Origin of the sequence: Streptomyces sp. NPDC006544 (genome assembly GCF_040611715.1) — a bacterium.
GTDB lineage: Bacteria > Actinomycetota > Actinomycetes > Streptomycetales > Streptomycetaceae > Streptomyces.
Genome location: NZ_JBEXOV010000022.1, coordinates 32833 through 57339, shown reverse-complemented (window position 1 = coordinate 57339; position 24507 = coordinate 32833). Strand labels below are relative to the sequence as shown.

19 protein-coding genes and 1 other RNA gene are annotated in these 24507 nt (G+C 73.8%); 14 read left to right on the top strand and 6 right to left on the bottom strand.

Annotation, left to right across the window (positions count from 1 at the left end):
* Positions 1–227 precede the first annotated feature (227 nt).
* Positions 228–3944: an FHA domain-containing protein gene (locus ABZY44_RS13400; protein WP_356653086.1), complete on the bottom strand. Its 3717-nt coding sequence runs from the start codon at positions 3942–3944 to the stop codon at positions 228–230.
* A gap of 383 nt (positions 3945–4327) precedes the next feature.
* Here ABZY44_RS13400 and ABZY44_RS13395 point away from each other — a divergent pair, with 383 nt between their 5' ends.
* Positions 4328–6163, top strand: coding sequence for a serine/threonine-protein kinase (locus ABZY44_RS13395; RefSeq protein WP_356653084.1), 1836 nt, complete (start codon positions 4328–4330; stop codon positions 6161–6163).
* A gap of 159 nt (positions 6164–6322) precedes the next feature.
* Entirely contained in the window at positions 6323–7579 is a 1257-nt protein-coding gene (locus ABZY44_RS13390; protein WP_356653082.1) for a serine/threonine-protein kinase, read from the top strand.
* Between the two features lie 84 nt (positions 7580–7663).
* On the opposite strand, the gene ABZY44_RS13385 is transcribed toward ABZY44_RS13390, so the two are convergent.
* Positions 7664–8722: a 2-oxoglutarate and iron-dependent oxygenase domain-containing protein gene (locus ABZY44_RS13385; protein WP_356653080.1), complete on the bottom strand. Its 1059-nt coding sequence runs from the start codon at positions 8720–8722 to the stop codon at positions 7664–7666.
* Positions 8723–9038: 316 nt separating this feature from the next.
* Between ABZY44_RS13385 and prfB the strand changes: the two genes are divergently transcribed.
* Positions 9039–10148: a peptide chain release factor 2 gene (gene prfB / locus ABZY44_RS13380; RefSeq protein ID WP_356653078.1), complete on the top strand. Its 1110-nt coding sequence runs from the start codon at positions 9039–9041 to the stop codon at positions 10146–10148.
* Positions 10149–10277: 129 nt separating this feature from the next.
* On the opposite strand, the gene ABZY44_RS13375 is transcribed toward prfB, so the two are convergent.
* On the bottom strand, positions 10278–10469 hold the full coding sequence (locus ABZY44_RS13375) for a hypothetical protein (RefSeq protein ID WP_356653076.1): 192 nt from the start codon (positions 10467–10469) through the stop codon (positions 10278–10280).
* Between the two features lie 225 nt (positions 10470–10694).
* Here ABZY44_RS13375 and ftsE point away from each other — a divergent pair, with 225 nt between their 5' ends.
* From ftsE to ssrA, 5 genes are all read left to right on the top strand, one after another.
* Positions 10695–11384: a cell division ATP-binding protein FtsE gene (gene ftsE / locus ABZY44_RS13370; protein ID WP_356653074.1), complete on the top strand. Its 690-nt coding sequence runs from the start codon at positions 10695–10697 to the stop codon at positions 11382–11384.
* Positions 11385–11401: 17 nt separating this feature from the next.
* On the top strand, positions 11402–12325 hold the full coding sequence (ftsX, locus tag ABZY44_RS13365; RefSeq protein ID WP_356653072.1) for a permease-like cell division protein FtsX: 924 nt from the start codon (positions 11402–11404) through the stop codon (positions 12323–12325).
* A 67-nt stretch (positions 12326–12392) separates the two neighbouring features.
* Complete coding sequence (locus ABZY44_RS13360) at positions 12393–13637, top strand: S41 family peptidase (RefSeq protein ID WP_356653070.1); 1245 nt, start codon at positions 12393–12395, stop codon at positions 13635–13637.
* A gap of 18 nt (positions 13638–13655) precedes the next feature.
* On the top strand, positions 13656–14141 hold the full coding sequence (smpB, locus tag ABZY44_RS13355) for an SsrA-binding protein SmpB (RefSeq protein ID WP_356653068.1): 486 nt from the start codon (positions 13656–13658) through the stop codon (positions 14139–14141).
* A gap of 147 nt (positions 14142–14288) precedes the next feature.
* Positions 14289–14677: a transfer-messenger RNA gene (ssrA, locus tag ABZY44_RS13350) on the top strand.
* Positions 14678–14736: 59 nt separating this feature from the next.
* Here ssrA and ABZY44_RS13345 read toward each other — a convergent pair.
* Genes ABZY44_RS13345 through ABZY44_RS13335 form a run of 3 tightly spaced genes read right to left on the bottom strand, consistent with a single transcriptional unit; the run spans position 14737 to position 16591 of the window.
* The gene (locus ABZY44_RS13345; RefSeq protein ID WP_356653066.1) at positions 14737–14994 is read right to left on the bottom strand and encodes a Txe/YoeB family addiction module toxin; all 258 of its coding nucleotides are present in this window, start codon (positions 14992–14994) and stop codon (positions 14737–14739) included.
* Positions 14991–15266 (bottom strand): type II toxin-antitoxin system Phd/YefM family antitoxin, encoded by a 276-nt coding sequence (locus ABZY44_RS13340; RefSeq protein WP_356653064.1) that lies wholly within the window; start codon positions 15264–15266, stop codon positions 14991–14993. The genes ABZY44_RS13345 and ABZY44_RS13340 overlap by 4 nt, the downstream gene beginning before the upstream one ends.
* A 29-nt stretch (positions 15267–15295) precedes the next feature.
* The gene (locus ABZY44_RS13335) at positions 15296–16591 is read right to left on the bottom strand and encodes an MFS transporter (protein WP_356653062.1); all 1296 of its coding nucleotides are present in this window, start codon (positions 16589–16591) and stop codon (positions 15296–15298) included.
* 87 nt (positions 16592–16678) lie between these two features.
* Between ABZY44_RS13335 and ABZY44_RS13330 the strand changes: the two genes are divergently transcribed.
* The 6 genes from ABZY44_RS13330 (at position 16679) to ABZY44_RS13305 (ending at position 24217) form a co-directional block, all read left to right on the top strand.
* Positions 16679–17701, top strand: coding sequence for a LysR family transcriptional regulator (locus tag ABZY44_RS13330; protein WP_356653131.1), 1023 nt, complete (start codon positions 16679–16681; stop codon positions 17699–17701).
* A 116-nt stretch (positions 17702–17817) separates the two neighbouring features.
* Positions 17818–19188: a nitrate/nitrite transporter gene (locus ABZY44_RS13325; RefSeq protein WP_356653060.1), complete on the top strand. Its 1371-nt coding sequence runs from the start codon at positions 17818–17820 to the stop codon at positions 19186–19188.
* A gap of 177 nt (positions 19189–19365) precedes the next feature.
* Positions 19366–20556 carry a uroporphyrinogen-III synthase gene (locus ABZY44_RS13320; protein WP_356653058.1) on the top strand — a complete coding sequence of 397 codons (1191 nt, stop codon included), beginning with the start codon at positions 19366–19368 and terminating at the stop codon, positions 20554–20556.
* Positions 20557–20605: 49 nt separating this feature from the next.
* Positions 20606–21148, top strand: a complete 543-nt coding sequence (locus ABZY44_RS13315; protein WP_356653056.1) for a GNAT family protein — start codon at positions 20606–20608, stop codon at positions 21146–21148.
* 60 nt (positions 21149–21208) lie between these two features.
* On the top strand, positions 21209–21778 hold the full coding sequence (locus ABZY44_RS13310) for an ABATE domain-containing protein (RefSeq protein ID WP_356653129.1): 570 nt from the start codon (positions 21209–21211) through the stop codon (positions 21776–21778).
* A 117-nt stretch (positions 21779–21895) separates the two neighbouring features.
* Positions 21896–24217 carry a UvrD-helicase domain-containing protein gene (locus ABZY44_RS13305; protein ID WP_356653054.1) on the top strand — a complete coding sequence of 774 codons (2322 nt, stop codon included), beginning with the start codon at positions 21896–21898 and terminating at the stop codon, positions 24215–24217.
* The last annotated feature ends 290 nt before the right edge of the window (positions 24218–24507 follow it).

Genomic DNA, 24507 nt, shown 5'->3' with positions numbered 1-24507 from the left:
CGCCCGGGTCCGCACGGGGGACCCGCACGGCGTCCCGCGGACGCGCCACCCGAACGTGTCCCCCGCGGCGGGGCGTTCCGGGTGCGGGAGACGCGGGACGGCCCGGCGCGGGGGCGCGACCCGCGGTCGATCGTCACGCGAGGCAGGCTGCTGCCGGGGCTCCCGGCGTTCCCGGCGCTCCCGCGCCCTCCGCGCTTACTGTTCCTCCGGCGGGACCGCCCGCCCGGTCAGGGGGCGGGCGGGAAGAGCACGGGTACGGCCGAAACCAGGTGTGAGGCCCGGTCCAGGGCGCTGGCCAGCAGCGCCAGGTCGGTCGGGCCGTTGCCCAGCTCGCGCACGGGGCGGCGGGCGGGCGGATCGCCCATCCGCTCCCACTCCACCGGTACGACCGTCGGGCGCTGCGTCGCGGTCCGGGGGATCCGGCCGGTGACCCGGCCGCCCTGGAACGGGACCGTGCGGCCGTCGGCGTACCGGAGCACGCCGCGCCCGGGGGCCGGCTGGTCCGGGGCATCGAGCTCCACGCGCAGGGTGGTGAGCCGGGCCAGTTCGGTGTCGGCCGTCCGGTCCGGACGGGCGCTGGTGGCCACCAGGTGCACACCCAGCCGGGCTCCCTCGCGGGCCACCGCCTCCAGCGCGCGCACCACCGACCCGGCGGCGGGACGGCCCGTACTGCCCAGGCCCGGTGCGACCAGAGCGTCGAAGTCGTCCACCAGGACGACCAGGCGCGGCAGCGGGCTCGGCCCCGCGGCCGGATCGCTGCGTACGGCCGAGGCACGCAGCCGCAGGGTGCCGGTGCGCTGGGGTTCGAGATCGCCGCGCAGCTCGCCGGGGGTGGGCTGGCGGGGCGAGACCATCCGGTCGGACACGCCGCGCCGCGCGTGCCACTCGGGGAACGGCACCCCGTCCAGCAGCTCGGCGCGCCGCTTCAGCTCGGCGCCCAGTGCTTGCGCGAACGCCCGCATGCGCAGCGGGTCCGAGGCGACGAGATGGGCCGAGACGTGGGGCAGCTCGGTGCAGGCGAGCAGCCCGTCGCCGCGCTCGCCGCCGGCCCCGTCGAGGAGGACCAGGCCGAGCCGGTCGGGGCGGGCGGCGGCCGACAGGGACGCGGCCACCGAGCGCAGCAACTCGGTACGGCCGCTGCCGGCGGGTCCCTCGATCAACAAGTGAGGTCCGTCGGTGACGAGTTCGGCTCCCACCGGTCCGCGCCGGCCCGTGCCGAGCACGATCTCGGCGAGGCCGCCGACGCGCTGCCCCTGGTCGGTGGCGGCGGCCCAGCGGGCCATCAGGGAGGCCGGGGTGGCCCGGGCCAGCCCCAACTCGTCGAGCAGCCGGGAGGTCGCGGGGAGGGTGGCGGCGGTGGGCCGGTATCCCTCCGTGGGCGGGGAGTCGGCCTTCAGCGGGGCCAGGGCGCGGGCGAACCGCTCGGCCCAGGCGACCGACACGGCGTCGGCGACGGCCGTCTCGCCGGGCGGCACGGGCTTGCCGCCGCGGACCGCGAAGGTTCGTACGGCCGTGGCCACGTCGCCGCTGAGGAGGGCGACCGCGCCACAGTCCCGGAAGGCGGGGGTGGCCGCGCAGGCCGTCTCGTACGTCTCCGCGACGGGGGAGGCGGGGGTCGCGGCCGGGGACTCGGCGAGCGCGAGCAGGTGGATCCCGGCGGCGGGCCCGTGCGAGGCGAGGCGGCCGGTGAGGTCGCGGAGCGCGCCGGCGCCGGGGTCCCCGTCGAGGACCAGGAGGGTGTACGGGCCGCGATAGGCGTGCGCGGCCTCGCGGACCGCGTCCGGACCGGCGCCGGCCCAGTGGGTGCCGAGGGGGCCGTCGTCGATGCGGCGCGTCAGTTCGCCGACGCGGGCCGCCGCCTGGTCGCGGTCGTAGGCGAGCAGCAGCCGGCAGTCCTGCCCGTGCGCGGGCCGTACGTGGGGCAGCCAGCCGAGCCAGCCCCAGTCGCGGCGGCGTTCGGCGAGGGGGCGGCCGCGGTCGGCGGCGATCAGCACGATCTCCAGCCGCTGGCCGGGGGCGTGCAGGGCGGCGAGCTGGGCGATGACGGAGCGGGCGACTCCGGTCAGCCGGGCCCGCGGGCCCGCGATGCCGAGGGCGCCGGTCTCCAGGAGCGCGACCCCGCTGCCGACGCCGAGCGTGACGTCGAGCCCGGGCGGCCCGGCCCACAGGCGGGGCGTCGGGCCGAGGGCGGCGAGCAGCAGCGCGGCCGGATCGTCCGCGCCGGGACGGGCGGCGACGGAGGCGGTTGCCCCCGCGTGGGCCGCCGCCGCACCGACGGCCTCCCCCTGCGCGGAGTCCTCCCCGCGCACCCACTTGCGCGCCCAGGCGCCGATCCCGCGCCGGGGCCGCCGGGGCTCGGGGGAACCGCCCCCGTCGCCCCGGTCGAGGCCGGGGGCGGCGCCGGGCGCCGCCCATCCGCCGTCGCCGTGGTGTTCCACCCCGGTGGAGGGCGCGTGGTGCCGCCCGGTGCCGGGCCGTTCCGCGCCGGAGCCGCGCGGGTCCGCGTCGGGGGTGTCCCCGTCCGTCCCGCCGTGCCGGGCCTCGGGCCGTGCGGGGTCGGGGGCGAGGCCCCCGCTCCGGGAAGCCTGGTGGGGGAAGGACCCCGGTGGCGTCGGTCCGGCGCCGTGGGCCCCGCCGGGCGCGCCTCCGGGGCCGCCGGCCCGGCTCGCGCCCGACCAGGGGCCGGCTCCCGGGGCTCCCGGGGCTCCCAGGTGGGCTCCCGCGCCGGATCCGCCGGGAGCCGCGTCCCTCCCGCCGGTGTCCCTACCGGACCAGGGGTCCGTCCCCGCGCTGCCGCCGCGGGTGTCCGTACCGGACCACGGGCCCGCCGCCGCGTTGCCGCCGCCGTTGTCCCTACCGGGCCAGGTGCCGGCATCGCCGCTCCCGGTCCCCGTCCCGGGTCCGCCGGCTCCTCCGCCGGAGGACCCCGAGGTGCGGCCCCGGCTCGCCTCCGGCCGGGCGCCGGATCCCCGGGCGGTGCCCGGGCCCTCGCCGGGGGAGCCGTCGTGACCGCCCTGGCTCGCGCCCGGCCGGGGGCCGGGCGCCGGACGGGATCCGGGCCCGGATCCCCCGGTCCCCGCGCCGGGCGGGCCGGCCGGGGGCCGGCCGGCTCCCGTGTCGGGGCCCGTCCCGGGCCCGCCGTGCGCCGTGGCGTCGGTGCGGGATCCGTCGTCCCCGCTGCCCGGGGAGGCAGTCCGGGCGTCGCCCGGCAGGCCGAGGGAGAGGTGTCCCTCCAGGTCCGGGGTGAGCGGGAGGGACGGGGGCGTCGGACCCGCCGCCAGGCGCAGGGTGGATTCGCCGATCCGCAGGAGCGCGCCGGGGGCCAGCGCCACCGGCGCCGCGCCGACCACCGCGGCGTCGAGCGTCGTGCCGTTCGTCGACCCGAGGTCGGCCACCGCCACCCGCCCGTCGGGCAGGACGGTGACGGCGCAGTGCAGCCGCGAGACGTCCGGATCGTCCAGCGGGACGTCCGCGTCGGCCGAGCGGCCGATCCGGATCGCCCCCGGGTGCAGCAGGTGCACCCCGCCCGCGTCGGGTCCGGCCACGACGTGCAGCCGGGGCACGTCCCCGGGTCCGGCGTCCGCCAGTACCTCGGGACCGGGCAGGTGCAGCGAGAGCACCGCCCCGTCCACGAGCGGCGGTTCCCCGAGTGCGCACCGGGCGGGATCGAGCCGCTCCGTACCGGCGTACAGCACGACCGTGCCCCCGGTGTCCGGGCCGCCGACGGTCGCCGCGAGCCCGGAGGCCACCGCGGACAGCGCGGTGCCGGCGGGCGCGGTGACGAGCACGTCGCAGCTCGCCGGCGCGGCGGCGGAGGTGGTGGAGGTGGCGGCCGTGTGGTGGCCGCTGCGCGACCCCGAGCCAAGGACGGTCAGCCGGATCTGCATCGCCGTCAGCGGTCCCTTCTGCGCGGTGCGCGGTGCGTGCGCCCGGCAGGGATCCACGGGACGACGGCATGGATGCCGTGCGTGCCCGTCCGCCCCCACCCGGCACGGACGCGTCGTCCGGTCAGGTCTGCCCGGAAGGCGGGGCTCCCGTCCCGGCCGTTCCGTACGGGTGCATCCTCGCACCTGTCGCGGACGACACGCCCGGCGCCCACCGACAAGTGATCTTGATCGGTCGGCGTCCCGCACCGGACCCGCAACCGGGCCGATCGGATACGGACACCGGGGTGCTCAAAATCGCCCCTGGCATACGCCGCAATCGTCATCCTTCGCGCATATGTGCGGCAACCAACCTTCGATGCCCGGCGTCTTCCTCCGGGACACCCCCTAGAGTGGGCCGGAAAAACCATCGCCGAAATCGACTACAGCAGGGAGCGCGCGACGTGCGGCCAGTCGGCAGTAAATACCTGCTCGAGGAGCCGCTCGGACGCGGCGCCACGGGCACCGTCTGGCGTGCCCGCCAGCGGGAGGCCGCCGGCGCGGAGGCGGCAGTCGCCGGCCACCCCGGCGAGACCGTGGCCATCAAGGTCCTCAAGGAGGAGCTGGCCCAGGACGCGGACATCGTCATGCGGTTCCTGCGCGAGCGCTCCGTCCTGCTGCGACTGACCCACCCGAACATCGTCCGCACCCGCGACCTCGTCGTCGAGGGCGATCTCCTCGCCCTGGTCATGGACCTGATCGACGGTCCCGACCTGCACAAGTACCTCCGCGAGAACGGGCCCTTCACCCCGGTCGCCGCGAGCCTGCTGACCGCCCAGATCGCGGACGCGCTCGCCGCCAGCCACGCCGACGGCGTGGTCCACCGCGACCTGAAGCCCGCCAACGTCCTGCTCGACGAGCGCGATGGCCAGATGAAGCCGATGCTCACCGACTTCGGCATCGCGCGGCTGGCCGACTCCCCGGGCCTGACGCGCACGCACGAGTTCGTCGGCACCCCGGCGTACGTGGCCCCCGAGTCCGCCGAGGGCCGTCCGCAGACCTCCGCCGTCGACATCTACGGCGCCGGCATCCTGCTCTACGAGCTCCTCACCGGGCGCCCGCCCTTCGCCGGCGGCACCGCGCTGGAGGTCCTGCACCGCCACCTCAGCGAGGAGCCGCGGCGGCCGGCGAACGTGCCCGAGCCGCTGTGGACGGTCATCGAGCGCTGCCTGCGCAAGGAGCCGGACGAGCGCCCGAGCGCGCAGAGCCTGGCGCGCGGCCTGCGCGTCGTGGCCTCCGGCATCGGCGTGCACTCCACGGTCGCCGAGGTCGAGGCGGCCCTCGGCGTCGGCGCGCTGCTCGCGCCGGACACCTCGCCCGCGCCGGTCCCCGCGACCCCGGGCGGGCACGCCTCCTCTGACGCGACGCAGGTGCTGCCCGGCGCCGGGGCCTCCCCGATGGGGGCCTACGACCCCAACGGCATGACCAGCGTGCTGCCGCCGGTCGGCGCGGCCGACGCCACGTCCGTGCTGCCCTCCACCGGCGGGTCGGGCGGCCCGGGCGGCCCGGGCGGCGCACCGGGCGCGGATCCCACCTCGGTGATGCCGCCCGTGCAGCGGCCGGACCAGCCGCACCCGTGGGAATCGCAGATGCGGGCGGCCCGCGACCGCAACGAGCAGACGCAGATGCAGTACCTCGACCCGAGCGAGGACCCGCTGCGCAGGCGGCCGCAGCGCCAGGCACCCCCGTCGCAGGCTCCCCAGCAGCGGCCCCAGCAGCCTCAGCAGCAGCAGCCGTACCGGCAGGGGCCGCCGCCCCAACAGCAGCAGTACGGGCAGCAGCAGTACGGGCAGCAGCAGCGGCCCCAGCAGGGCCAGCCCCCGCAGTACGGTCAGCAGCAGTACGCGCCACCGCCCCCGCCGCAGCACTACCAGCCGCAGCAGCACCAGCCCCAGCAGTACCAGCAGCCGCAGCAACAGGGGCAGCCGCAGTACCGCCAGCCGCAGCAGCAGCCGCCGCAGGGCCCGCCGCCGCGGCAGCAGCCGGTCGAGCGGGAACCGCGCGAACCCCGTCGCCGCAGCGCGAACCCGGTCAAGATCCCGGGTCTGGGCTGCCTGAAGGGCTGCCTGGTGCTGATCCTCGTGTTCTTCGTCGCCGGCTGGCTGGTCTGGGAGCTGACCCCGCTCCAGGAGTGGGTCGGCACCGGCCGGGGCTGGTGGGACCAGGTGTGGACCTGGGGCTCGGACGTCGCGGACTGGGTCGGCACGATCGGCGACTCCACGGGCGGTACGACCCCCTGAACCGGCCCGAACCGGACCCCGAAGCACTGACTTCGTGGATTTGTCGACTTCTGGGACGTGATTTCGCCCGCAGAAGTGAAGGTCGCCGCGATCCGTGGACTCCAACCCCCACCCGGCCGCGTAGCTTTGGCACGTACGCCAGCCGCTGAGGGAGCAGTCTTGGCACGGAAGATCGGCAGCCGGTACACCGCGCACCAGATCCTGGGGCGCGGCAGCGCGGGCACGGTATGGCTGGGCGAGGGGCCGGACGGCCCCGTCGCCGTCAAACTGCTGCGCGAGGACCTCGCGTCCGACCAGGAACTCGTCGGACGGTTCGTCCAGGAGCGCAGCGCGCTGCTCGGCCTGGAGCACCCGCACGTCGTCTCCGTCCGCGACCTCGTCGTGGACGGAAACGACCTCGCCCTCGTCATGGACCTCGTGCGCGGTACGGACCTGCGCACGCGCCTCGACCGCGAGCGGCGGCTCGCCCCCGAGGCGGCCGTCGCCATCGTCGCGGACGTCGCGGACGCGCTGGCCGCGGCGCACGCGGCCGGGGTCGTGCACCGGGACGTCAAACCGGAGAACGTCCTGCTCGACATGCAGGGCCCGCTCGGGCCCGGCGGCGCGCATCCGGCACTGCTCACCGACTTCGGCGTGGCGAAGCTCATCGATTCCCCGCGGCGGACCTCCGGCGGACGGGTGTCCGCCCCCACCACGCGGATTATCGGGACGCCCGACTACCTGGCGCCCGAGATCGTGGAGGGGCTGCCCCCGCGCGCGGCGGTGGACATATACGCCCTCGCCACCGTCCTCTACGAGCTGCTGGCGGGTTTCACGCCGTTCGGCGGCGGGCACCCCGGGGCGGTCCTGCGCCGCCACGTGACCGAGACCGTGGTCCCGCTGCCGGGGATCCCCGACGAGCTGTGGCAGCTGATGGTGCAGTGCCTGGCGAAGGCCCCCGCTTCGCGGCTGCGCGCCTCGGAGCTCTCGCTGCGCCTGCGGGACCTGCAGCCGCTGCTGGCCGGGATGCCGCCGCTGGACGTGGACGAGCCGGACGAGCCGGAGCCGGCCGAGTCGCCGGAGCCGGAGTCCGCGGGCGATCCGGTCCGGCGGCGGGGCGTGGTCCCGCTCGTGCCCGGCTCCGGTTCCTCGACCGACTCCAACCGCGACACCCACACGTCCATGCGGGTGCCGGGGCCGGACGAGCTGGCGGGCGGCGCGCTCGGGACCGCCCGGGTCCCGCGGCCCGCGGGCGGCCACCGGCCGGGCTCCGCGCGGCACCGGGCCGAGACGGTGCGCAAGCGGCGGCTCGCGCTGTCGGTGGCGGCCGTCGCACTGGCCGCCGCCCTCGGTGTGGGCGGCTGGCTCGCGGCCTCCTCGGACTCGAAGTCCCCGCCGCCCCAGGACGGCAAGCAGTCGAGCTCGACCGCCCCGTAGCCGCCGTGGCCCCGTAGCCCCGTATCCCCTCGGCTCCGTGGTGTGGTGCCCGGTGATGTCCGGCGGGAGCGCGTGGGCGCGGGCCTACGCGCCCACCAGCTCCGGATGCCAGCGCCGCGCCACCTTCGGGTGGGCGCGGACCCAGCCCTTCAGCTCGTTGCGGCCGTACTCCGCGTGCAGCGGGTTCGACGCGTCGTGCGCGACCCCCGGCGCCGACCGCAGGTAGTCGCCCGGGACCGTCTCCACCACCGCGTCCAGCCGCGGGTTGTAGAAGAACGGCACCGAGTACCGCTCCACCGATCCCTGCGGGCTGACGACCCGGTGGTCCGTCGCCGTCAGGTACCCCTCGGTCGCGATCTCCAACAGCTCGCCCAGGTTGACCACGAAGGCCCCCGGCAGCGGCGGTACGTCGACGTAGGCCCCGTCCCGTACCACCTGGAGCCCGCCCACCGAGTCCTGCAGGAGCAGGGTCAGGAAGCCGTAGTCCTTGTGGGCCCCGACCCCCTGGTCGGCGCCCGTGGGCGCGGATCCCGGATACCGGATCAGCTTCGTGTGCAGGTGGGGGCGGTCGGCGAAGGCCGCGTCGAAGAAGTCGCAGGGCGCGCCGATCGAGGCCAGCAGCTCCCGGAGCAGGCGGTGGGCGACCGCCGCCAGCCGGGACTGCCACTCCAGCACCACGGCCCGCAGCTCCGGCAGCGCCGCCGGCCACTGGTTCGGGCCCTCCAGCCACAGGTACGCCGGGTCGTCCGGCCCCACCGCCGGCGCCGGCCGCTCGGCGCCCACGTCCAGCTGGTCCCGCCAGTCGGAGGAGCCGCCCGTCAGCTCGTGCCCGATGCGGGTGTACCCGCGGAAGTGCGGGGAGTTCAGATTGCTCACGGCCAGCCGGTCGGCCTCCGGGAGCGCGAAGAAGGCCCTGGTCATGTCCAGGATGCGGGAGGTCTCGGCGGCGGTGACGCCGTGCCCGGTCAGGTGCAGGAAGCCGCTGTCCCGGGCGGCCGCGTGCAGCTGCTCGCGGAAGGAGTCGCGCAGGGCGGGATCGTCGGCCCGGGAGAGGTCCAGCACCGGAAGCGAGGGGTGCGGCGCGGACGGCGCGGCGGAGGACGGGAAGGACGACGAGGAGTCGGAGGAAGGCGCGGACTGCATGACGGCTCCGTTTCGGATGTCACGGGGTCCTGTCCCCAGGGGTGGCGGGGGCCGCGGCTGGGGAGGGGCCGCCGGCAGGGTTGGCGCCGGGGACCGCTGGGGCCGCGTAGCAGGACCAAGTCGGATCGGGGTGGATCAGGCTTGGAGCAGGTCCGGCGGCAGACAGCTCGTCGTCGTGACGCGCATGTGGTCCACATGGCGGCGCTTGACGAGGAGGACGGTCATACGGTGAGCGTACGCCCGTTCGCCTCGCCATCAGAACGGGTGATTCGGCCTGCCCGGAGAGCGGCCCCCGGGGACCGGCTACGCTGGACCCGTGGCAGTCGTCGATGTTTCCGAAGAGCTGAAGTCCCTCTCCTCGACCATGGGGTCGATCGAGGCCGTCCTGGACCTCGACAAGCTGAGGGCGGAGATCGCCGTGCTCGAGGAGCAGGCCGCCGTGCCGTCCCTGTGGGACGACCCGGAAGCCGCCCAGAAGATCACGAGCAAGCTTTCGCACCTCCAGGCCGAGGTCCGCAAGACCGAGAACCTGCGGGGACGCATCGACGACCTCGCGGTGCTGTTCGAGCTCGCCCAGGAGATGGACGACGCGGACACCCTTACGGAGGCGGAGGCCGAGCTGGTCTCCGTGCGCAAGGCGCTGGACGAGATGGAGGTCCGCACCCTGCTCTCCGGCGAGTACTCCGAGCGCGAGGCACTGGTCAACATCCGTGCCGAGGCCGGCGGCGTGGACGCCTCCGACTTCGCCGAGCGCCTGCAGCGCATGTACCTGCGCTGGGCCGAGCGCCACGGCTACCCGACCGAGGTCTACGAGACCTCGTACGCGGAGGAGGCCGGCATCAAGTCGACCACCTTCGTGGTCAAGGCCCCGTACGCGTACGGCACCCTCTCCGTGGAGCAGGGCACCCACCGCCTCGTCCGGATCTCACCCTTCGACAACCAGGGCCGCCGCCAGACCTCCTTCGCGGGCGTCGAGGTGCTGCCGGTCGTCGAGTCCAGCGACCACGTCGAGATCGACGAGGGCGAGCTGCGCGTCGACGTCTACCGCGCCTCGGGCCCCGGCGGCCAGGGCGTCAACACCACCGACTCGGCGGTGCGCATCACGCACCTGCCGACCGGCATCGTGGTGTCCTGCCAGAACGAGCGCTCGCAGATCCAGAACAAGGCCAGCGCCATGAACGTCCTCCAGGCCAAGCTGCTCGAGCGGCGCCGCCAGGAGGAGAAGGACAAGATGGACGCCCTCAAGGACGGCGGCAGCTCCTGGGGCAACCAGATGCGGTCCTACGTCCTGCACCCGTACCAGATGGTCAAGGACCTGCGGACGGAGTTCGAGGTCGGCAACCCGCAGGCGGTGCTCGACGGGGAGATCGACGGCTTCCTCGAGGCGGGCATCCGCTGGCGCAAGCAGCAGGAACAGACCGCGTAAGCGGGACGGCGACCGCTGGTCGGACGCCCCGCGCGAGCGGACACGAAGGGCCCGGACACCTGCGCGCAGGTGTCCGGGCCCTTCTGCTGAGCCGGGTGCTCTTCGATCGGGACGTGGCGGTTCCAGGAACTACACCGTGTGCTGGGCCACCAGTGCCACAGCGGCCACCAGGATCACCAGCAGGGCGATGAGCGCCGCCGGGTTCAGGCCGCCGGAGGGGCCCTCCTGCTGGAGGCGCTGCCTGCTCGCCCGGCACACCGGGCAGCGGCCCTGGCTGACGGGTGCGGCGCAGTTCGCGCACACGAGCCGGTCAAATGTCATGCGCTCCTCCTTTCGTCCCCTCGGTTACAACGACAGGCGGAACGGGTCCGTTCCCCTCCCACTGTGCCAGCTCCGCCGACATTAGGCGCGGCCCGTCCGTACAATCGCGGTCGCGCACCCCTCGGACCAGGGGATATATCGGGCAACTCCGGACCTCGGGTCCACACCTCGCGCCCGTTCGCGTATGGTCACGCTCACCTACTCCCGGCGACCGTGGTGCACACCGTGATCCGATTCGACAACGTCTCCAAGTCCTACCCGAAGCAGAGCCGTCCCGCACTCAGAGATGTCTCGCTGGACATCGCGAAGGGCGAGTTCGTCTTCCTGGTCGGGTCCTCCGGCTCCGGCAAGTCCACCTTCATGCGGCTCATCCTGCGTGAGGAGCGGGCGAGCCAGGGCCAGGTCCACGTCCTGGGCAAGGACCTCGCCAGACTCTCCAACTGGAAGGTCCCGCACATGCGGCGCCAGTTGGGGACCGTCTTCCAGGACTTCAGGCTCCTGCCCAACAAGACGGTGGCCGACAACGTGGCCTTCGCGCAGGAGGTCATCGGCCGGCCGCGCGGAGAGATCAAGAAGGCCGTCCCCCAGGTCCTGGAACTCGTCGGCCTCGGCGGCAAGGAGGACCGGATGCCCGGCGAGCTCTCCGGTGGTGAGCAGCAGCGCGTGGCCATCGCCCGCGCCTTCGTCAACCGCCCGGCCCTGCTGATCGCGGACGAGCCCACCGGCAACCTGGACCCCCAGACCTCCGTCGGCATCATGAAGCTGCTGGACCGGATCAACCGGACCGGCACCACCGTGATCATGGCGACCCACGACCAGCAGATCGTCGACCAGATGCGCAAGCGCGTCATCGAACTCGAGCAGGGCCGTCTCGTCCGCGACCAGTCGCGCGGCGTCTACGGCTACCAGCACTGAAAGGCTCCTGAGACGCGATGCGCGCCCAGTTCGTCATGTCGGAGATCGGGGTCGGTCTCCGCCGCAACTTGACCATGACCTTCGCGGTCATCATCTCCGTGTCCCTGTCGCTGGCCCTCTTCGGCGGCTCCCTGCTCATGCGCGACCAGGTGAGCAAGATGAAGGGGTACTGGTACGACAAGGTCAACGTCTCGATCTACCTCTGCAACAAGAACGACGCCGAGGCCACCAACGGCGCCTCCTGCTCCAAGGGCGCGGTGACGCCGGAGCAGAAGCAGGCCCTGGAGACCGAGCTCAAGGGCATGGACCTCGTCGAGAACGTCATCTACGAATCCTCCGACGAGGCCTTCAAGCACTACAAGGAGCAGTTCGGGCACACCGCCCTGGCCGCGTCCATCACCCCGGACCAGATGCCCGAGTCCTTCCGGGTGAAGCTCAAGCAGCCCGAGAAGTACAAGGTGATCACCACCTCCTTCTCCGGCCGCGACGGCGTCCAGTCGGTCGAGGACCAGCGCACCGTCCTGGACAACCTCTTCCGACTCCTCGGCTACCTCAACGTGGCCGCCCTCGGCATCATGCTGATCATGCTGATCGTGGCATTGCTGCTGATCGTCAACACGGTGCGCGTCTCGGCCTTCAGCCGTCGGCGTGAGACCGGGATCATGCGGCTCGTGGGCGCGTCCAGCTTCTACATCCAGGTGCCGTTCATCATGGAGGCCGCCTTCGCCGGCCTCATCGGGGCCCTGCTCGCCTGCGGCATGCTCGGCGCGGGGCAGTACTTCGTGATCGACCACGGTGCCGCGCTGCGCGACAAGATGGAGCTCATCAACTTCATCGGCTGGGACTCGGTCCTGACCAAGCTGCCGCTGGTGCTCGTCATCGGCGTGCTGATGCCCTCGCTGGCCGCCTTCATCGCTCTGCGCAAGTACCTGAAGGTGTGACGAGTGCCCCGCGGGCGGAACGGTCAACCCTCCGTGCCGCCGCGGGGCTTGTCCTAGACTCGGCGCCATGCCGGCTCTGCCCGCCCTCTGTCTCCGGCCCCGCGACCTGCGTCGCGGGGCCGCATTGACGTTGGCCTTCTGCGCGGCCGTCGGCGCCGGGGCCTGCACGGGCAGCTGGGTCCCCGGCCGCGGTGACGGGGCCGCCTCCTCGTCCGTCCTGTCGGCCCGTACGGGACCCCTCACGGGCCAGGGCTCCCGCGGGACGGCCTCCGGGCGGGGCGGGGAGGGGGCGTCCGGGGCGCCTGCCGGGGCGGGCACCGCCGACCGGGACGCGGTGGCCCGGGCCGCCGCGGAGGCCGCCGCCGAGGGCAAGTCCGGCAAGGAGGCCGCCGAGGACGTGGTCAGCCGCAGCGGGGACCGCTGGGGCATGGTGTACGACCAGAGCGAGTACGAGGCCTTCTCCGAGGAGCTCGACGGCCGCTGGACCGGGGTGGGCCTGTGGGCCGTGCGGACGCGCGACGACCGCATCGCGATCGACCGGGTCCAGCCCGGCGGCCCCGCCGACCGGGCCGGCCTGCGCGCCGGGGACCGGCTGCTGCGCATCGACGGGCAGGGCGTGACCGGGCTGCGGGTCGCCCAGGTGGTGGCCCTGCTGCGCGGGGCGGCCGGCACCCCCGTCGTGCTGGAGCTGGCCCGGGACGGGGCCGGCCTCACCGAGACCGTGCGGCGCGAGGAACTGCGCACCGAACCGGTGAGCGTCCGGGAGATCCCGGGCGGCATCACCGTCATCAAGGTGGCCTCCTTCACCCGGGGCTCCGGGGAACGGGTCCGCGCCGCCGTCCGCGCCGCCCCGCCCGGCGGCGGCTTCATGCTCGACCTGCGCGGGAACACCGGCGGTCTGGTGACCGAGGCGGTGACGGCCGCCTCCGCCTTCCTGGACGGCGGGCTCGTGGCGACGTACGACGTGCGGGGCGACCAGCACGCCCTGTACGCCGCCCCGGGCGGCGACACGGCCCGGCCGCTGGTGGCGCTGATCGACGGCGGCACGATGAGCGCGGCCGAGCTGGTGACCGGCGCCCTCCAGGACCGGGGCCGCGCGGTGGCGGTCGGCACCCGCACCTTCGGCAAGGGCTCGGTGCAGATGCCGACGGAGCTCGCGGACGGTTCGGTGGCGGAGCTGACGGTGGGTACGTACCGGACTCCGGGCGGCCGGAGCCCGGACGGCGGCGGCATCGCCCCGGACCTGACGGCGGCGGACGGGGCCGAGGACCGGGCCCGCAGGGTATTGAGTGGCCTCGGGGTGGGTCCGTAGTGCGAAAATGACCGCACTATGGCTAAGGAAACAGGGCGCAAGCTGATCGCCCAGAACAAGAAGGCGCGGCACGACTACACGATCATCGACACCTACGAGTGCGGTCTCGTGCTCACAGGTACCGAGGTCAAGTCCCTGCGCCAGGGCCGTGCCTCGCTGGTGGACGGGTTCGTGTCGGTGGAGAGCGGCGAGGCCTGGCTCTACAACGTGCACGTGCCGGAGTACAGCCAGGGCACCTGGACCAACCACAGCGCGCGGCGCAAGCGCAAGCTCCTCCTGCACCGCGAGGAGATCGACAAGCTGGACTCGAAGACCGGGGAGACGGGCAACACGATCGTGCCGCTCTCCCTGTACTTCAAGGACGGCCGGGCGAAGATCGAGATCGCGCTGGCGAAGGGCAAGAAGGAGTACGACAAGCGGCAGTCCCTGCGCGAGAAGCAGGACACGCGCGAGACGAACCGGGTGATCTCGGCCGTCAAGCGCAAGGAGCGCGGCCAGCTTTAATCTTCTGGCACACCGCGGTCCACTTCGCGTACGATGGCGTCAGCACCACGCGCTTGCGGGTGGTGGCTGCGAGAGCAGGACCTGACGAGACCGGTACGACCGGTGGAGCCGCCAGGATCTGCTGCCTAACTGAATAGCGTGAAACATGGGGATGATCGGTTTCGACAGCGGATGTCGATGTAGGGGAAGCGAGCCGAGGAAGCGGCAATGATCTCGTTAACCATATGTCGCAAACAATAATCGCCAACTCCAAGAGCGATAACTCCCGCTTCACCCTCGCTGCCTAATAACAGTGAGCTGAAGCCTCTGTGAGGAGCGTCAGCCCGGAAGTGGTCCCGGTCCGGATCCTGGCGTCAATTAGGGATCTAAACCTCTAACTCCGGTCACGGGGGATAGAGGGAAATCAAACAGTGACTGAGCCCGTCGGAGACTTGTCCGTGTGATCTCCGGGGCCGAGAAAAGCGCAGCGGAATGCGCTCGGAGAAGCCCTACTTCTGCACCGTTGGACGCGGGTTCGATTCCCGCCATCTCCACAACCCCCATGTTGGGCAAAGGCCCCGCGGCCGTCAGGCTGCGGGGCCTTTGTCGTGTCCTGTCAGTAGTGGTAGCGGGCCTTCAGGATCTTCACTTCCTTCTCGTCCGCCCGGTAGACGAGCCGGTGTTCGTCGTCGATCCGGCGGGACCAGTAGCCCGACAGCTCGCCCTTCAGGGGCTCGGGCTTGCCGATGCCACCGAAGGGGTCGCGCTGGATCTCACCGATCAGGCGGGTGATCCTGCGGGCCATCTTCCGGTCCGCGGACAGCCAGAAGAGGAAGTCGTCCCAGGCCGCGGGGTCGAAGTGGATGCTCCTCACTCCTCGCCCCCGGCCATCTCCCTCAGCTCGTCCAGTGTCCTGGTGACCATGGGCGCGCCCTCGCGGTCGCGGGCGACCGCCTCCATCAGGCGCTTCGCGTTCTCCGGGGAGCGGAGCAGATAGACGGTCTCCTGCCACGAGTCGTAGTCGTCGGCGGCCATGAGGACGGCGTCGCCGCTCTTGGAGGTGATGCGCACCGGAGTGTGGTCGGTGTTGACACGCTCGATGAGCGGGAAGAGGGTCGCCCTGGCTTCGCTGGCGCTTATGGACATGGCGTCACTCCATTCTCGACGGTACTCATTTACGGTACCACTCTCGTACAGGAAACTGGTACGAGTACTCTTCTCGCGCCGAGGAGGAGCGCCAGCAGCGCCGCCGCCGCCGGGAGGGCGTACGGGGCGGTCGTGCCGAGGTGGTCGATCGCCGAGCCGGCCGTCGCGGAGCCGGCGGCGATACCGGCGAAGATCGCGGTCACGGCCAGCGTCATGCCCTCGTTGAGCCGGCCGGGCGGGGTCACCGCGTGGATCCGGGACATCGCGGTGACCATGACCGGAGCCGTGGCCATGCCGGCCAGCAGCAGCGCCAGGGCCAGCGGGACCAGCGAGCCGGTGGCCGCGGCGGCCCAGGGCAGGGTCATGGCGGCGGCCAGGGCGGCCAGGCAGGTGGGGAGTCCGCGCGGGCGGAGGGTTCCGTAGAGCAGGCCGGCCGCGCAGGAACCGGCCGCCTGGAGGGCGAGGACCGGGCCCGAGAGCGCACCGAGGCCGTGGGAGCCGAGGTGGGCGACGGAAGTGATCTCCAGCGAGCCGAACATCGTGCCGAGGACGAAGAACAGCGGCAGCAGCCACTTCAGGGTCCGCAGCGGGGAGGCTCCCCGGACCGCGGGCGACGGCGGGGGTTCCGTCGCCCGGTGGGCCGTGAACACCAGCACCCCGGTGAGCAGCAGCAAGGCGCCCGCGAGCGTGCCCGCCTCCGGGAACGCGGCGGAGCAGAGGAACGCGGCGACCACCGGGCCGAGCATGTACGCCAGCTCGTCGGCGGCCTGTTCGAAGGACATCGCCGTGTGGTGTTCGGCGGGGGAGCCCTTGAGCAGGTGGGTCCAGCGGGCGCGGGACATGCCGCCGATGTTGGGCGTGGTCGCGGTGGCGGCGTAGGACGCGAAGAGGGTCCAGGCGGGGGCCTGGGTGCGGACGCACACCACGAGGGAGAGCGAGCCGAGCACGGCGACCAGGGTGGCGGGGACGGCGACGCGCGCCTGCCCGTGCCGGTCGACCAGCCGGGCCGTCCAGGGGGCCACGACGGCCGTGGCGGCCAGGCCGGCGGCCACGACCGCGCCGGCCAGGGCGTACGAGCCGCGCTGGCCCGCGATCATCATGACGGCGCTGATCCCGAACATGCCCATGGGGAGGCGGGCGATCAGGTTCCCCGTGGTGAACCCGCGGGTGCCGGGGACGGCGAAGAGCCGCCCGTACGGGCCGGGGGAGCGGACGGACCGGACCGGGCGCGGGGCACGGGACGGGCGGAGCGCCGGATCGGCGGCGAGGACCAGGGTGGCGCCGGTGACGGTCATCCGAGCGGGCGTGATGGGCGTGGTGGGCATGACACCAGGCTTCCGCCCGGCGGGCCTCGCGGTCCAACACCTGTTCCCGCACGATTCACCGCTCCGCGTTGTTAGTCTCCCCGGGTGATGCCCCGAGACCTCGACCCCCGGCTGCTGCGCTCCTTCCTCGCCGTGGCGCAGGACCTGCACTTCACCCGCGCCGCCGCCCGGCTGTACATCGCCCAGCAGGCCCTCAGCCGCGACGTGCGCCGGCTCGAACAGGCCCTGGGCGCGACCCTGCTGGCCCGCACCACCCGGGCCGTCGAGCTAACCCCCGACGGGGAGCGGCTGCTGCCGCTGGCCCGCCGGGTCCTGGCCGCCCACGAGGAGCTGGCCGCCGCCTTCGCCGCGGACGCCGGATCCCGCCCGCTGCTCGTCGACCTCAACACCGACGGCCCCGGCACCGCCCGCGACGTCCTGGAGCGGGCCCGCGAACTCGCCCCCGACTGCGAGCTGATGGCCCGCTTCGAATCCGGGCTCACCCACGCCGCCGCCGAGATCGCCGCCGGCCGCCTCGACGTCTCCTTCGGCTACGCCGACGGCCTCGGCCCGGCGCTGCGGGCCGGCCTCGCCCAGATGCCCGTACGGTACGAGCCGCTCGCGGTGCTGCTGCCCGACGGCCACGCGCTGGCCGCGCGGGAACGCGTACCGCTGGACGCGCTCGCCGGGGAGACCGTGTACGCGGGGGCCGGCAATCCGCGGACCCTGGAGTGGACCGGGCTCGCGCTCGAGCTGTTCGCCGGACGGGGGATCCGGGTGGCGCCGCCCGCGCCGGTGGCGGTCGGCAAGGACGAGTTCCGCCGGGTCATGGTGAAGACCGGCAACCCGGTCCTCGCCACGGTGGACTTCGCCGATCTGCCCGGCTGCGTGAAGCGGCCGCTGACCGGCCCGGTACCGCTGTCACCCCTCGCGATGGTCTGGCGCAAGGGCCTGCGCCACCCCGGCCTGGACGCGCTGCGCGCCGCCGCGGCCCAGCTCGCGGCCGGCCACGGCTGGCTGGAGGTGCCCCCGGACGGCTGGCTCCCCGGCGGCGCCTCCCCGCTCCCGCCGGCGCCCGCACGCCCGTCCGCCCCGGGGGCCGCGCTCACACCGGGCCCCGGCGGTGGGTGAGTGCAAGGTTTCCCGGTGGTCATCAGCCGGGGACCCGGACCGAAACGAGCTGTTCCTACCGTCGTGACCACGGACGAGACGTGATGTGACGCGATCAGCAGATGGGGAGGCGTGTGATGACCAGGAGGACCGCACCGCGCAAAGGGGGCCGCTGGATCGAGCGGTGGGAACCCGAGGACGAGACCTTCTGGAAGGAGACGGGCGAGAAGACCGCCCGGCGCAACCTGGTCTACTCCGTGCTCTCCGAGCACATAGGTTTCTCGATCTGGTCCCTGTGGTCGGTGATGGTCCTCTTCATGGGCCCCGCCTACGGGATCGACCCCGCGGGGAAGTTCTTCCTCATCGCGACCGCCACCTGCGTCGGCGCCCTGGTCCGGATCCCCTACACCTTCGCCGTGGCCCGCTTCGGCGGCCGCAACTGGACGGTCGTCAGCGCCCTGCTGCTTCTCGCACCGACCTCCGCCGCGTGGCTGGTCATGGAGCCCGGGACCTCGTACGGCACCTTCCTGCTGGTGGCCGCGCTGACCGGCGTCGGCGGCGGTAACTTCGCCTCCTCGATGACGAACATCAACGCGTTCTTCCCGCTGCGCAAGAAGGGCTGGGCGCTCGGCCTCAACGCGGGCGGCGGCAACATCGGCGTCCCCGTCGTCCAGCTCGCCGCCCTGCTGGTCATCGCCGTGGCCGGAGCCGGCCACCCCAGGCTCCTGCTCGGCGCCTACCTCCCGCTCATCGTGATCGCGGCCACGCTCGCCGCGCTGCGGATGGACAACCTGGCACCCGTGCGCAACGACACCGGCGCCGTGCGCGAGGCCGTCCGCGACGCCCACACCTGGATCATGGCGTTCCTGTACATCGGCACCTTCGGGTCCTTCATCGGCTACAGCTTCGCCTTCGGGCTGGTCCTGCAGACGCAGTTCGGCCGCACGCCGCTCCAGGCGGCCTCGCTCACCTTCATCGGACCGCTGCTCGGCTCGCTGATCCGACCGGTCGGCGGAGCCCTCGCGGACCGGTTCGGCGGGGCGCGGATCACCCTGGGCACGTTCGTGGCGATGGCGGCGGCCACCACGGTCGTGATCCTGGCCTCCGTACGGGAGTCCCTGACGGTGTTCCTCGTCGGCTTCGTGGCGCTCTTCGTCCTCAGCGGGCTCGGCAACGGCTCCACGTACAAGATGATCCCCGGCATCTTCCAGGCCAAGGCCCTGGCGCGCGGCATGAGCGGCGTGGACGCGGCCGCCTACGGGCGGCGGCTGTCCGGGGCCTCCATGGGCCTCATCGGAGCGGTCGGCGCCCTCGGCGGACTCGGCATCAACCTGGTCTTCCGCGAGGCCTTCCTCGACGCCGGCTCCGGCACCGCCGCCTTCGTCACCTTCCTCGCCTTCTACGCGGTGTGCTGCGCGCTCACCTGGGCGGTATACCTCCGCAGGCCCTCCCGCGCGATGATCAGTACGGCAGGCACGGAGGCGCAGCCGCAGCTCACCTCGGTGTAACGCGAGCCGGCCAGCGGTTAACGGCACCGAAATACGCGTGAACCGAGCCTGATACGCCCCCAGGGCAGGCTCGGTTCACGCGAACGCGATCCCGGCGCCGGTTCCGGGCCGGCTCCGGACCCGACTCCGAGACCGGACACGATCCCGGACCCCGACCACTGCGCGAGGCAGGCCACCATGCACGACACCCCCACCGGGACGGCCGCGGACACGGACACGGCTCCCGACCCGGACCCGGACCCGGCGCCGCCCACCGGCCCGCTCGCGGGCTTCACCATCGGTGTCACCGCCGCCCGCCGGGCCGACGACCTGATCGCCCTGCTGCGCCGCCGCGGGGCCACCGTCCTGCACGCGCCCGCCCTGCGGATCGTCCCGCTCGCCGACGACGCCGAACTGCTCGCCGCGACGAAGGAACTGATCGGCTGCGCACCCGACGTGGTGGTGGCCACGACCGCCATCGGCTTCCGCGGCTGGATCGAGGCCGCGGACGGCTGGGGACTCGGCGAGGAACTGCTCGGGCGGCTGCGCGAGACCGAACTGCTGGCGCGCGGGCCGAAGGTCAAGGGGGCGATCCGGGCCGCCGGGCTGGTGGAGACCTGGTCCCCGGGCTCGGAATCGCTCGCCGAAGTACTGGACCGGCTGCTGAGCGCCGGGGTGGCCGGCCGGCGCATCGCCCTCCAGCTGCACGGGGAGCCTCTGCCCGGGTTCGTCGAGGCACTGCGCGCGGGAGGCGCCGAGGTGGTCGGCGTACCGGTGTACCGGTGGATGCCCCCCGAGGACCTCGGACCGCTGGACCGGCTGCTCGACGCGGTGATCGCGGGCGCGGTCGACGCGGTGAGCTTCACCTCCGCGCCGGCGGCGGCGTCCCTGCTGTCGCGGGCCGCGGACCGGGGCGTGCGCGAACCGCTGCTCGCGGCGCTGACCGGCGGCCCGGTGCTGTCGGCGTGCGTGGGCCCGGTGACGGCCCTGCCGTTGCAGGCCGAGGGGATCGACACGGTCCAGCCGGAGCGGTTCCGGCTCGGACCCCTCGTACAGCTGCTGTGCCAGGAACTCCCCGGCCGGGCGCGGGTGCTCCCGGTGGCGGGACACCGGCTGGAGCTGCGCGGCCACGCGGTCCTCGTCGACGAGGGGCTCCGACCGGTCCCGCCGGCCGGCATGGCCCTGCTGCGGGCGCTGGCCCGCCGCCCGGGCTGGGTCGTGGCCCGCTCCGAGCTCCTGCGCGCCCTTCCCGGGTCGGGCCGCGACGAACACGCGGTGGAAACGGCGATGGCCCGCCTGCGCGTCGCGCTCGGCGCGCCGAACCTGATCCAGACGGTCGTCAAGCGCGGCTACCGGTTGTCGCTGGACGCGGGGCCCTGCGCGGACTGAGGGCGAACGACGCCGTCCGCGCGGCCCCGCGGTCCGTTAATGTGCCCGGATGTTCATCAACGGTGTGGAAATGCGGGCCGTTCGCCTGGAGGACGCCGCCGGGCTCGCCGAGGTGCTGGTGCGCAACCGGGCGTACATGGCGCCCTACGAACCCCTCAGGACCGAGGCGTTCTACACCGAGGCCGGGCAGCGGGCGCGGATCGGGGAACTCCTCGCGGAGCGGGACGGCGGACGGGTCCGCCCGTACGTCCTCGTCGCCGACGGCACGCCCATCGGGGCGATCAACCTCGGTTCCATCGCGCTCGGGCCGCTGTGCAGCGGCGGCGTCGGCTACTGGATGGATCAGGCATGGACCGGCAAGGGCCTGGCCACGGCCGCGCTGGAGGAGGTCTGCCGGATCGCCCGCGACGAGGTCGGACTGCACCGGATCGAGGCCGGGACCCGGGTCGGGAACCTCGCCTCGCAACGGGTGCTGGCCAAGGCGGGCTTCGAGCAGTACGGGCTCGCGCCCCGCTACCTCCACGTCGGCGGGGCCTGGCAGGACCACCGCCTCTTCCAGCTGCTCCTGCACGACGAGCCGCCCGCCCCCTAGTGCTGCGCGGAGCGGACGGGCACTCTGGGGGCACGCCCCGAGAGTGAGGCGGTGACGGGCATGTGGTTCGACTCCGGACGGATCTGTCTGGACCTGGTGGCCACCTTCGAACCCCACGGGAGGACTGAGGGGCTCCGGGACGGCGACGCGCTGCGCCTGTGGCTCGCCGGAGCCGGGCTGGTGCCCGACCGGACGCCGATCGCGCGGGTCGGCGCCGACTGGGTACCGGCCTTCCGGGCGCTGCGCGCCGACGTCGACGGCCTCGTACGCGCCGAGCTCGCCGGAGCCGCGCCGCCCGGTTCCGCGCTGGCCCGGGTCAACGCGGCGGCCGCCGGTCCACCCCCGGGACTGTGTGCCGTACAGGACCAAGAAGGTCACCTCGTGCGGGAGTTGTGCGGCGGAGTCGAATGCGCGGGGCTGCTCGCCGCCGTGGCCCGGGACGCCGTGGAACTGCTCACCGACCCCGGCGACCGCGCGCTGCTGCGGGCCTGCGAGGGCGACGGATGCGCCCGCGTCTACCTCGACACCTCGCGCGGCCACCGGCGCCGCTGGTGCTCCAGCGAGCTGTGCGGCAACCGCGAGCGCGTGGCCCGCCACCGCCGCCGCGTGCTCGAAGCGCGCCCCGGTTAGCCCCGTCCGCGAGTGATCTTCGTCTTGTTCCGCGAGCCTTCCCGGAACGGGGCGTGCGCACGGGGGCCCCTTCGCGTACGGTTGACGGTCGCCCATGCACGTCAGAAAGGGGCCTTGGTGGCCGCGCAGAATGCCGCTGTCGACAGCACGGCGGATTCCGTCCGCGATCGGGAGATCGCGGTCGAGCAGACGCATCTCGATCACGTGTACCGACGCCTTGAGGAGAAGATCCACGAGGCGGAGTTCCTGATGAACGATGCCGCCAAGCGTGGCCAGGTCGGCACGCCCGGCGCGCTCGCCGAGCGGGACGCACAGGTCTTCCGCGCCGGAATCCATCTCAACCGTCTCAACAACGAGTTCGAGGACTTCCTCTTCGGCCGCGTCGACCTGGTCCTCGGCAAGGACGGGGAGCGGGGCCCGGACGGCGCGTTCACCTCCGTCGACCCCGCCGACGACGCGATCCGCGCCGACCTCACGGCCGACATCGCCGAAACGCTCCACATCGGCCGCATCGGAGTCCTCGACTCCGACTACGCGCCGCTCGTCATCGACTGGCGGGCCCCCGCGGCCGCGCCGTTCTACCGCTCCACCCCCAAGGACCCCGGACGCGTCGTACGCCGCCGCGTCATCCGCTCCAAGGGCCGCAGGGTGCTCGGCGTCGAGGACGACCTGATGCGTCCCGAGGTCACCGCCTTCCTCGACGGGCGGGAACTGCCCGTCATCGGCGACGGCGCCCTCATGGCCGCCCTCGGACGGGCCCGCACGCACTCGATGCGGGACATCGTCTCCTCCATCCAGGCCGAGCAGGACCTCGTCATCCGGGCCCCCGCGGCCTCGGTCGCCGAGGTCGCGGGCGGACCGGGCACCGGCAAGACCGCCGTCGCCCTGCACCGCGCCGCCTACCTGCTCTACCAGGACCGGCGCCGCTACTCCGGCGGCATCCTCATCGTCTCCCCGACCCCGCTGCTCGTCGCCTACACCGAGGGCGTCCTGCCCTCCCTCGGCGAAGAGGGCCAGGTCGCCATCCGGGCGCTCGGCTCCCTCGTCGACGGGGCCGAGGCGACCACGTACGACGATCCCTCCACGGCCCGGATCAAGGGCTCGTCCCGGATGCTGAAGGTGCTGCGCAAGGCGGTACGGGGCGCCCTGGAGCTCGGTGGCAGGGGCGGCGCCCCCGCCCCGGACCGGCTGCGCGTGGTGGCCTTCGGACGCCGCCAGGAGCTGGAGGCCGGCGACCTCGACCGGATCCGGCAGAACGTCCTGTCCGGCACCGCGCCCGTGAACCTGCTGCGCCCGCGCGCCCGCAAGCTCCTGCTGGACGCCCTGTACTCCAAGTCCGGCGGGGCCGGCCGGCACAGCGACCCGGAGCTCGCCGCCGAACTGCGCTCGGCCTTCGACGAGGACATCTCGACGGAGGACGCCTTCATCGAGTTCCTCGACGCCTGGTGGCCCGAGCTGACCCCGCGCGGGGTGCTCGCCTCCATGGCCGACGAGCGCCGCCTGGGACGCTGGTCGCGCCGGGACCTGAACCCGCGCGAGACCCGCCAGCTGGCGCGTTCGCTGCGCCGGGTGGGCCCGGACGGCAAGGGCCCGCTGTCGGTCCACGACGTGGCGCTGCTGGACGAACTCCACCAGCTGCTCGGCGCGCTCGCGCGGCCCAAGCGCAAGCGCGAGCAGAGCCCGCTGGACCAGCTGAGCGGGCTGGAGGAGCTGATGCCGACCCGCGAGGAGACCCAGTGGGAGCGGGCCGAGCGGCTCGCGGCGGAGCGCACGGAGTACGCGCACGTCATCGTCGACGAGGCGCAGGACCTGACGCCGATGCAGTGGCGGATGGTCGGCCGCCGGGGCCGGATGGGCACCTGGACGGTGGTCGGCGACCCGGCGCAGTCCTCGTGGACGGACCCGGAGGAGGCGGCGGCCGCGCGGGACGAGGCGCTGGGCTCCCGGCCGCGCCGGCGTTTCACCCTCACCGTGAACTACCGCAACCCGGCCGAGGTCGCCGAGGTCGCGTCGCGGGTCCTGAAGCTGGCGGCGCCGGGCACGGAGCCGCCGACGGCGGTGCGCTCCACGGGGCTTCGGCCCCGGTTCGCGGCGGCCCTGGAGGACCTGGGCGAGACCGTCCGGGAGGAGACCCGGCGGCTGCTGGAGCAGGTCGACGGCACGGTCGGCGTGGTCGTGGCCATGGACCGCAGGGCCCAGGCCGCGGACTGGCTGGCGGACCTGGGGGAGCGGGCGGTCGCGCTGGGCAGCCTGGAGGCGAAGGGCCTGGAGTACGACGCCACGGTGGTCGTCTCCCCGGCGGAGATCGCGGACGAGTCCCCGGCGGGCCTGCGGGTGCTCTACGTGGCCCTGACGCGTGCGACGCAGCAGCTCACGGTGGTGTCCACGGCGCTCGACGCCCCGGACGCGGAGGGTGTCGCGGCCCTGCTGCGGCCGTAGCGGAGCCGCGGCCGGGGCGGAGCGGGGGCCGGCGTGGAGCGCGGTCCGGGGGCTGTCCACCGCAGGCCCCGGGCCGCCCGGGGCCTCGTACGGCCGGATGGGCGGCGGCCAAGGGCGTGGTCCCGCGGAACCAGGTGCCGGGAGGGGGCTCGCTTCCGGCGAACCTTTGTTAGCCTGGGTTACGGCACCGACTCGATCCAAGCCCCCGGGCCCAACCTTCGTCGCCTAGAGCGACCACTTGCCGCGAGGCGAGCATGGCGGGTCGGTGTCACAGACGTTCGCAGCAGGTC

Excerpts from the sequence above, each read along its gene's own strand:
- ABZY44_RS13335 (WP_356653062.1), bottom strand. The coding sequence starts at position 16,591 with ATGCCCACCACGCCCATCACGCCCGCTCGGATGACCGTCACCGGCGCC.
- ABZY44_RS13375 (WP_356653076.1), bottom strand. The coding sequence starts at position 10,469 with ATGACATTTGACCGGCTCGTGTGCGCGAACTGCGCCGCACCCGTCAGC.
- smpB (WP_356653068.1), top strand. The coding sequence starts at position 13,656 with ATGGCTAAGGAAACAGGGCGCAAGCTGATCGCCCAGAACAAGAAGGCG.
- ABZY44_RS13330 (WP_356653131.1), top strand. The coding sequence starts at position 16,679 with ATGCCCCGAGACCTCGACCCCCGGCTGCTGCGCTCCTTCCTCGCCGTG.
- ABZY44_RS13340 (WP_356653064.1), bottom strand. The coding sequence starts at position 15,266 with ATGTCCATAAGCGCCAGCGAAGCCAGGGCGACCCTCTTCCCGCTCATC.
- ABZY44_RS13360 (WP_356653070.1), top strand. The coding sequence starts at position 12,393 with ATGCCGGCTCTGCCCGCCCTCTGTCTCCGGCCCCGCGACCTGCGTCGC.
- ABZY44_RS13315 (WP_356653056.1), top strand. The coding sequence starts at position 20,606 with ATGTTCATCAACGGTGTGGAAATGCGGGCCGTTCGCCTGGAGGACGCC.
- ABZY44_RS13320 (WP_356653058.1), top strand. The coding sequence starts at position 19,366 with ATGCACGACACCCCCACCGGGACGGCCGCGGACACGGACACGGCTCCC.
- ABZY44_RS13325 (WP_356653060.1), top strand. The coding sequence starts at position 17,818 with ATGACCAGGAGGACCGCACCGCGCAAAGGGGGCCGCTGGATCGAGCGG.
- ABZY44_RS13310 (WP_356653129.1), top strand. The coding sequence starts at position 21,209 with ATGTGGTTCGACTCCGGACGGATCTGTCTGGACCTGGTGGCCACCTTC.
- ftsX (WP_356653072.1), top strand. The coding sequence starts at position 11,402 with ATGCGCGCCCAGTTCGTCATGTCGGAGATCGGGGTCGGTCTCCGCCGC.
- ABZY44_RS13385 (WP_356653080.1), bottom strand. The coding sequence starts at position 8,722 with ATGCAGTCCGCGCCTTCCTCCGACTCCTCGTCGTCCTTCCCGTCCTCC.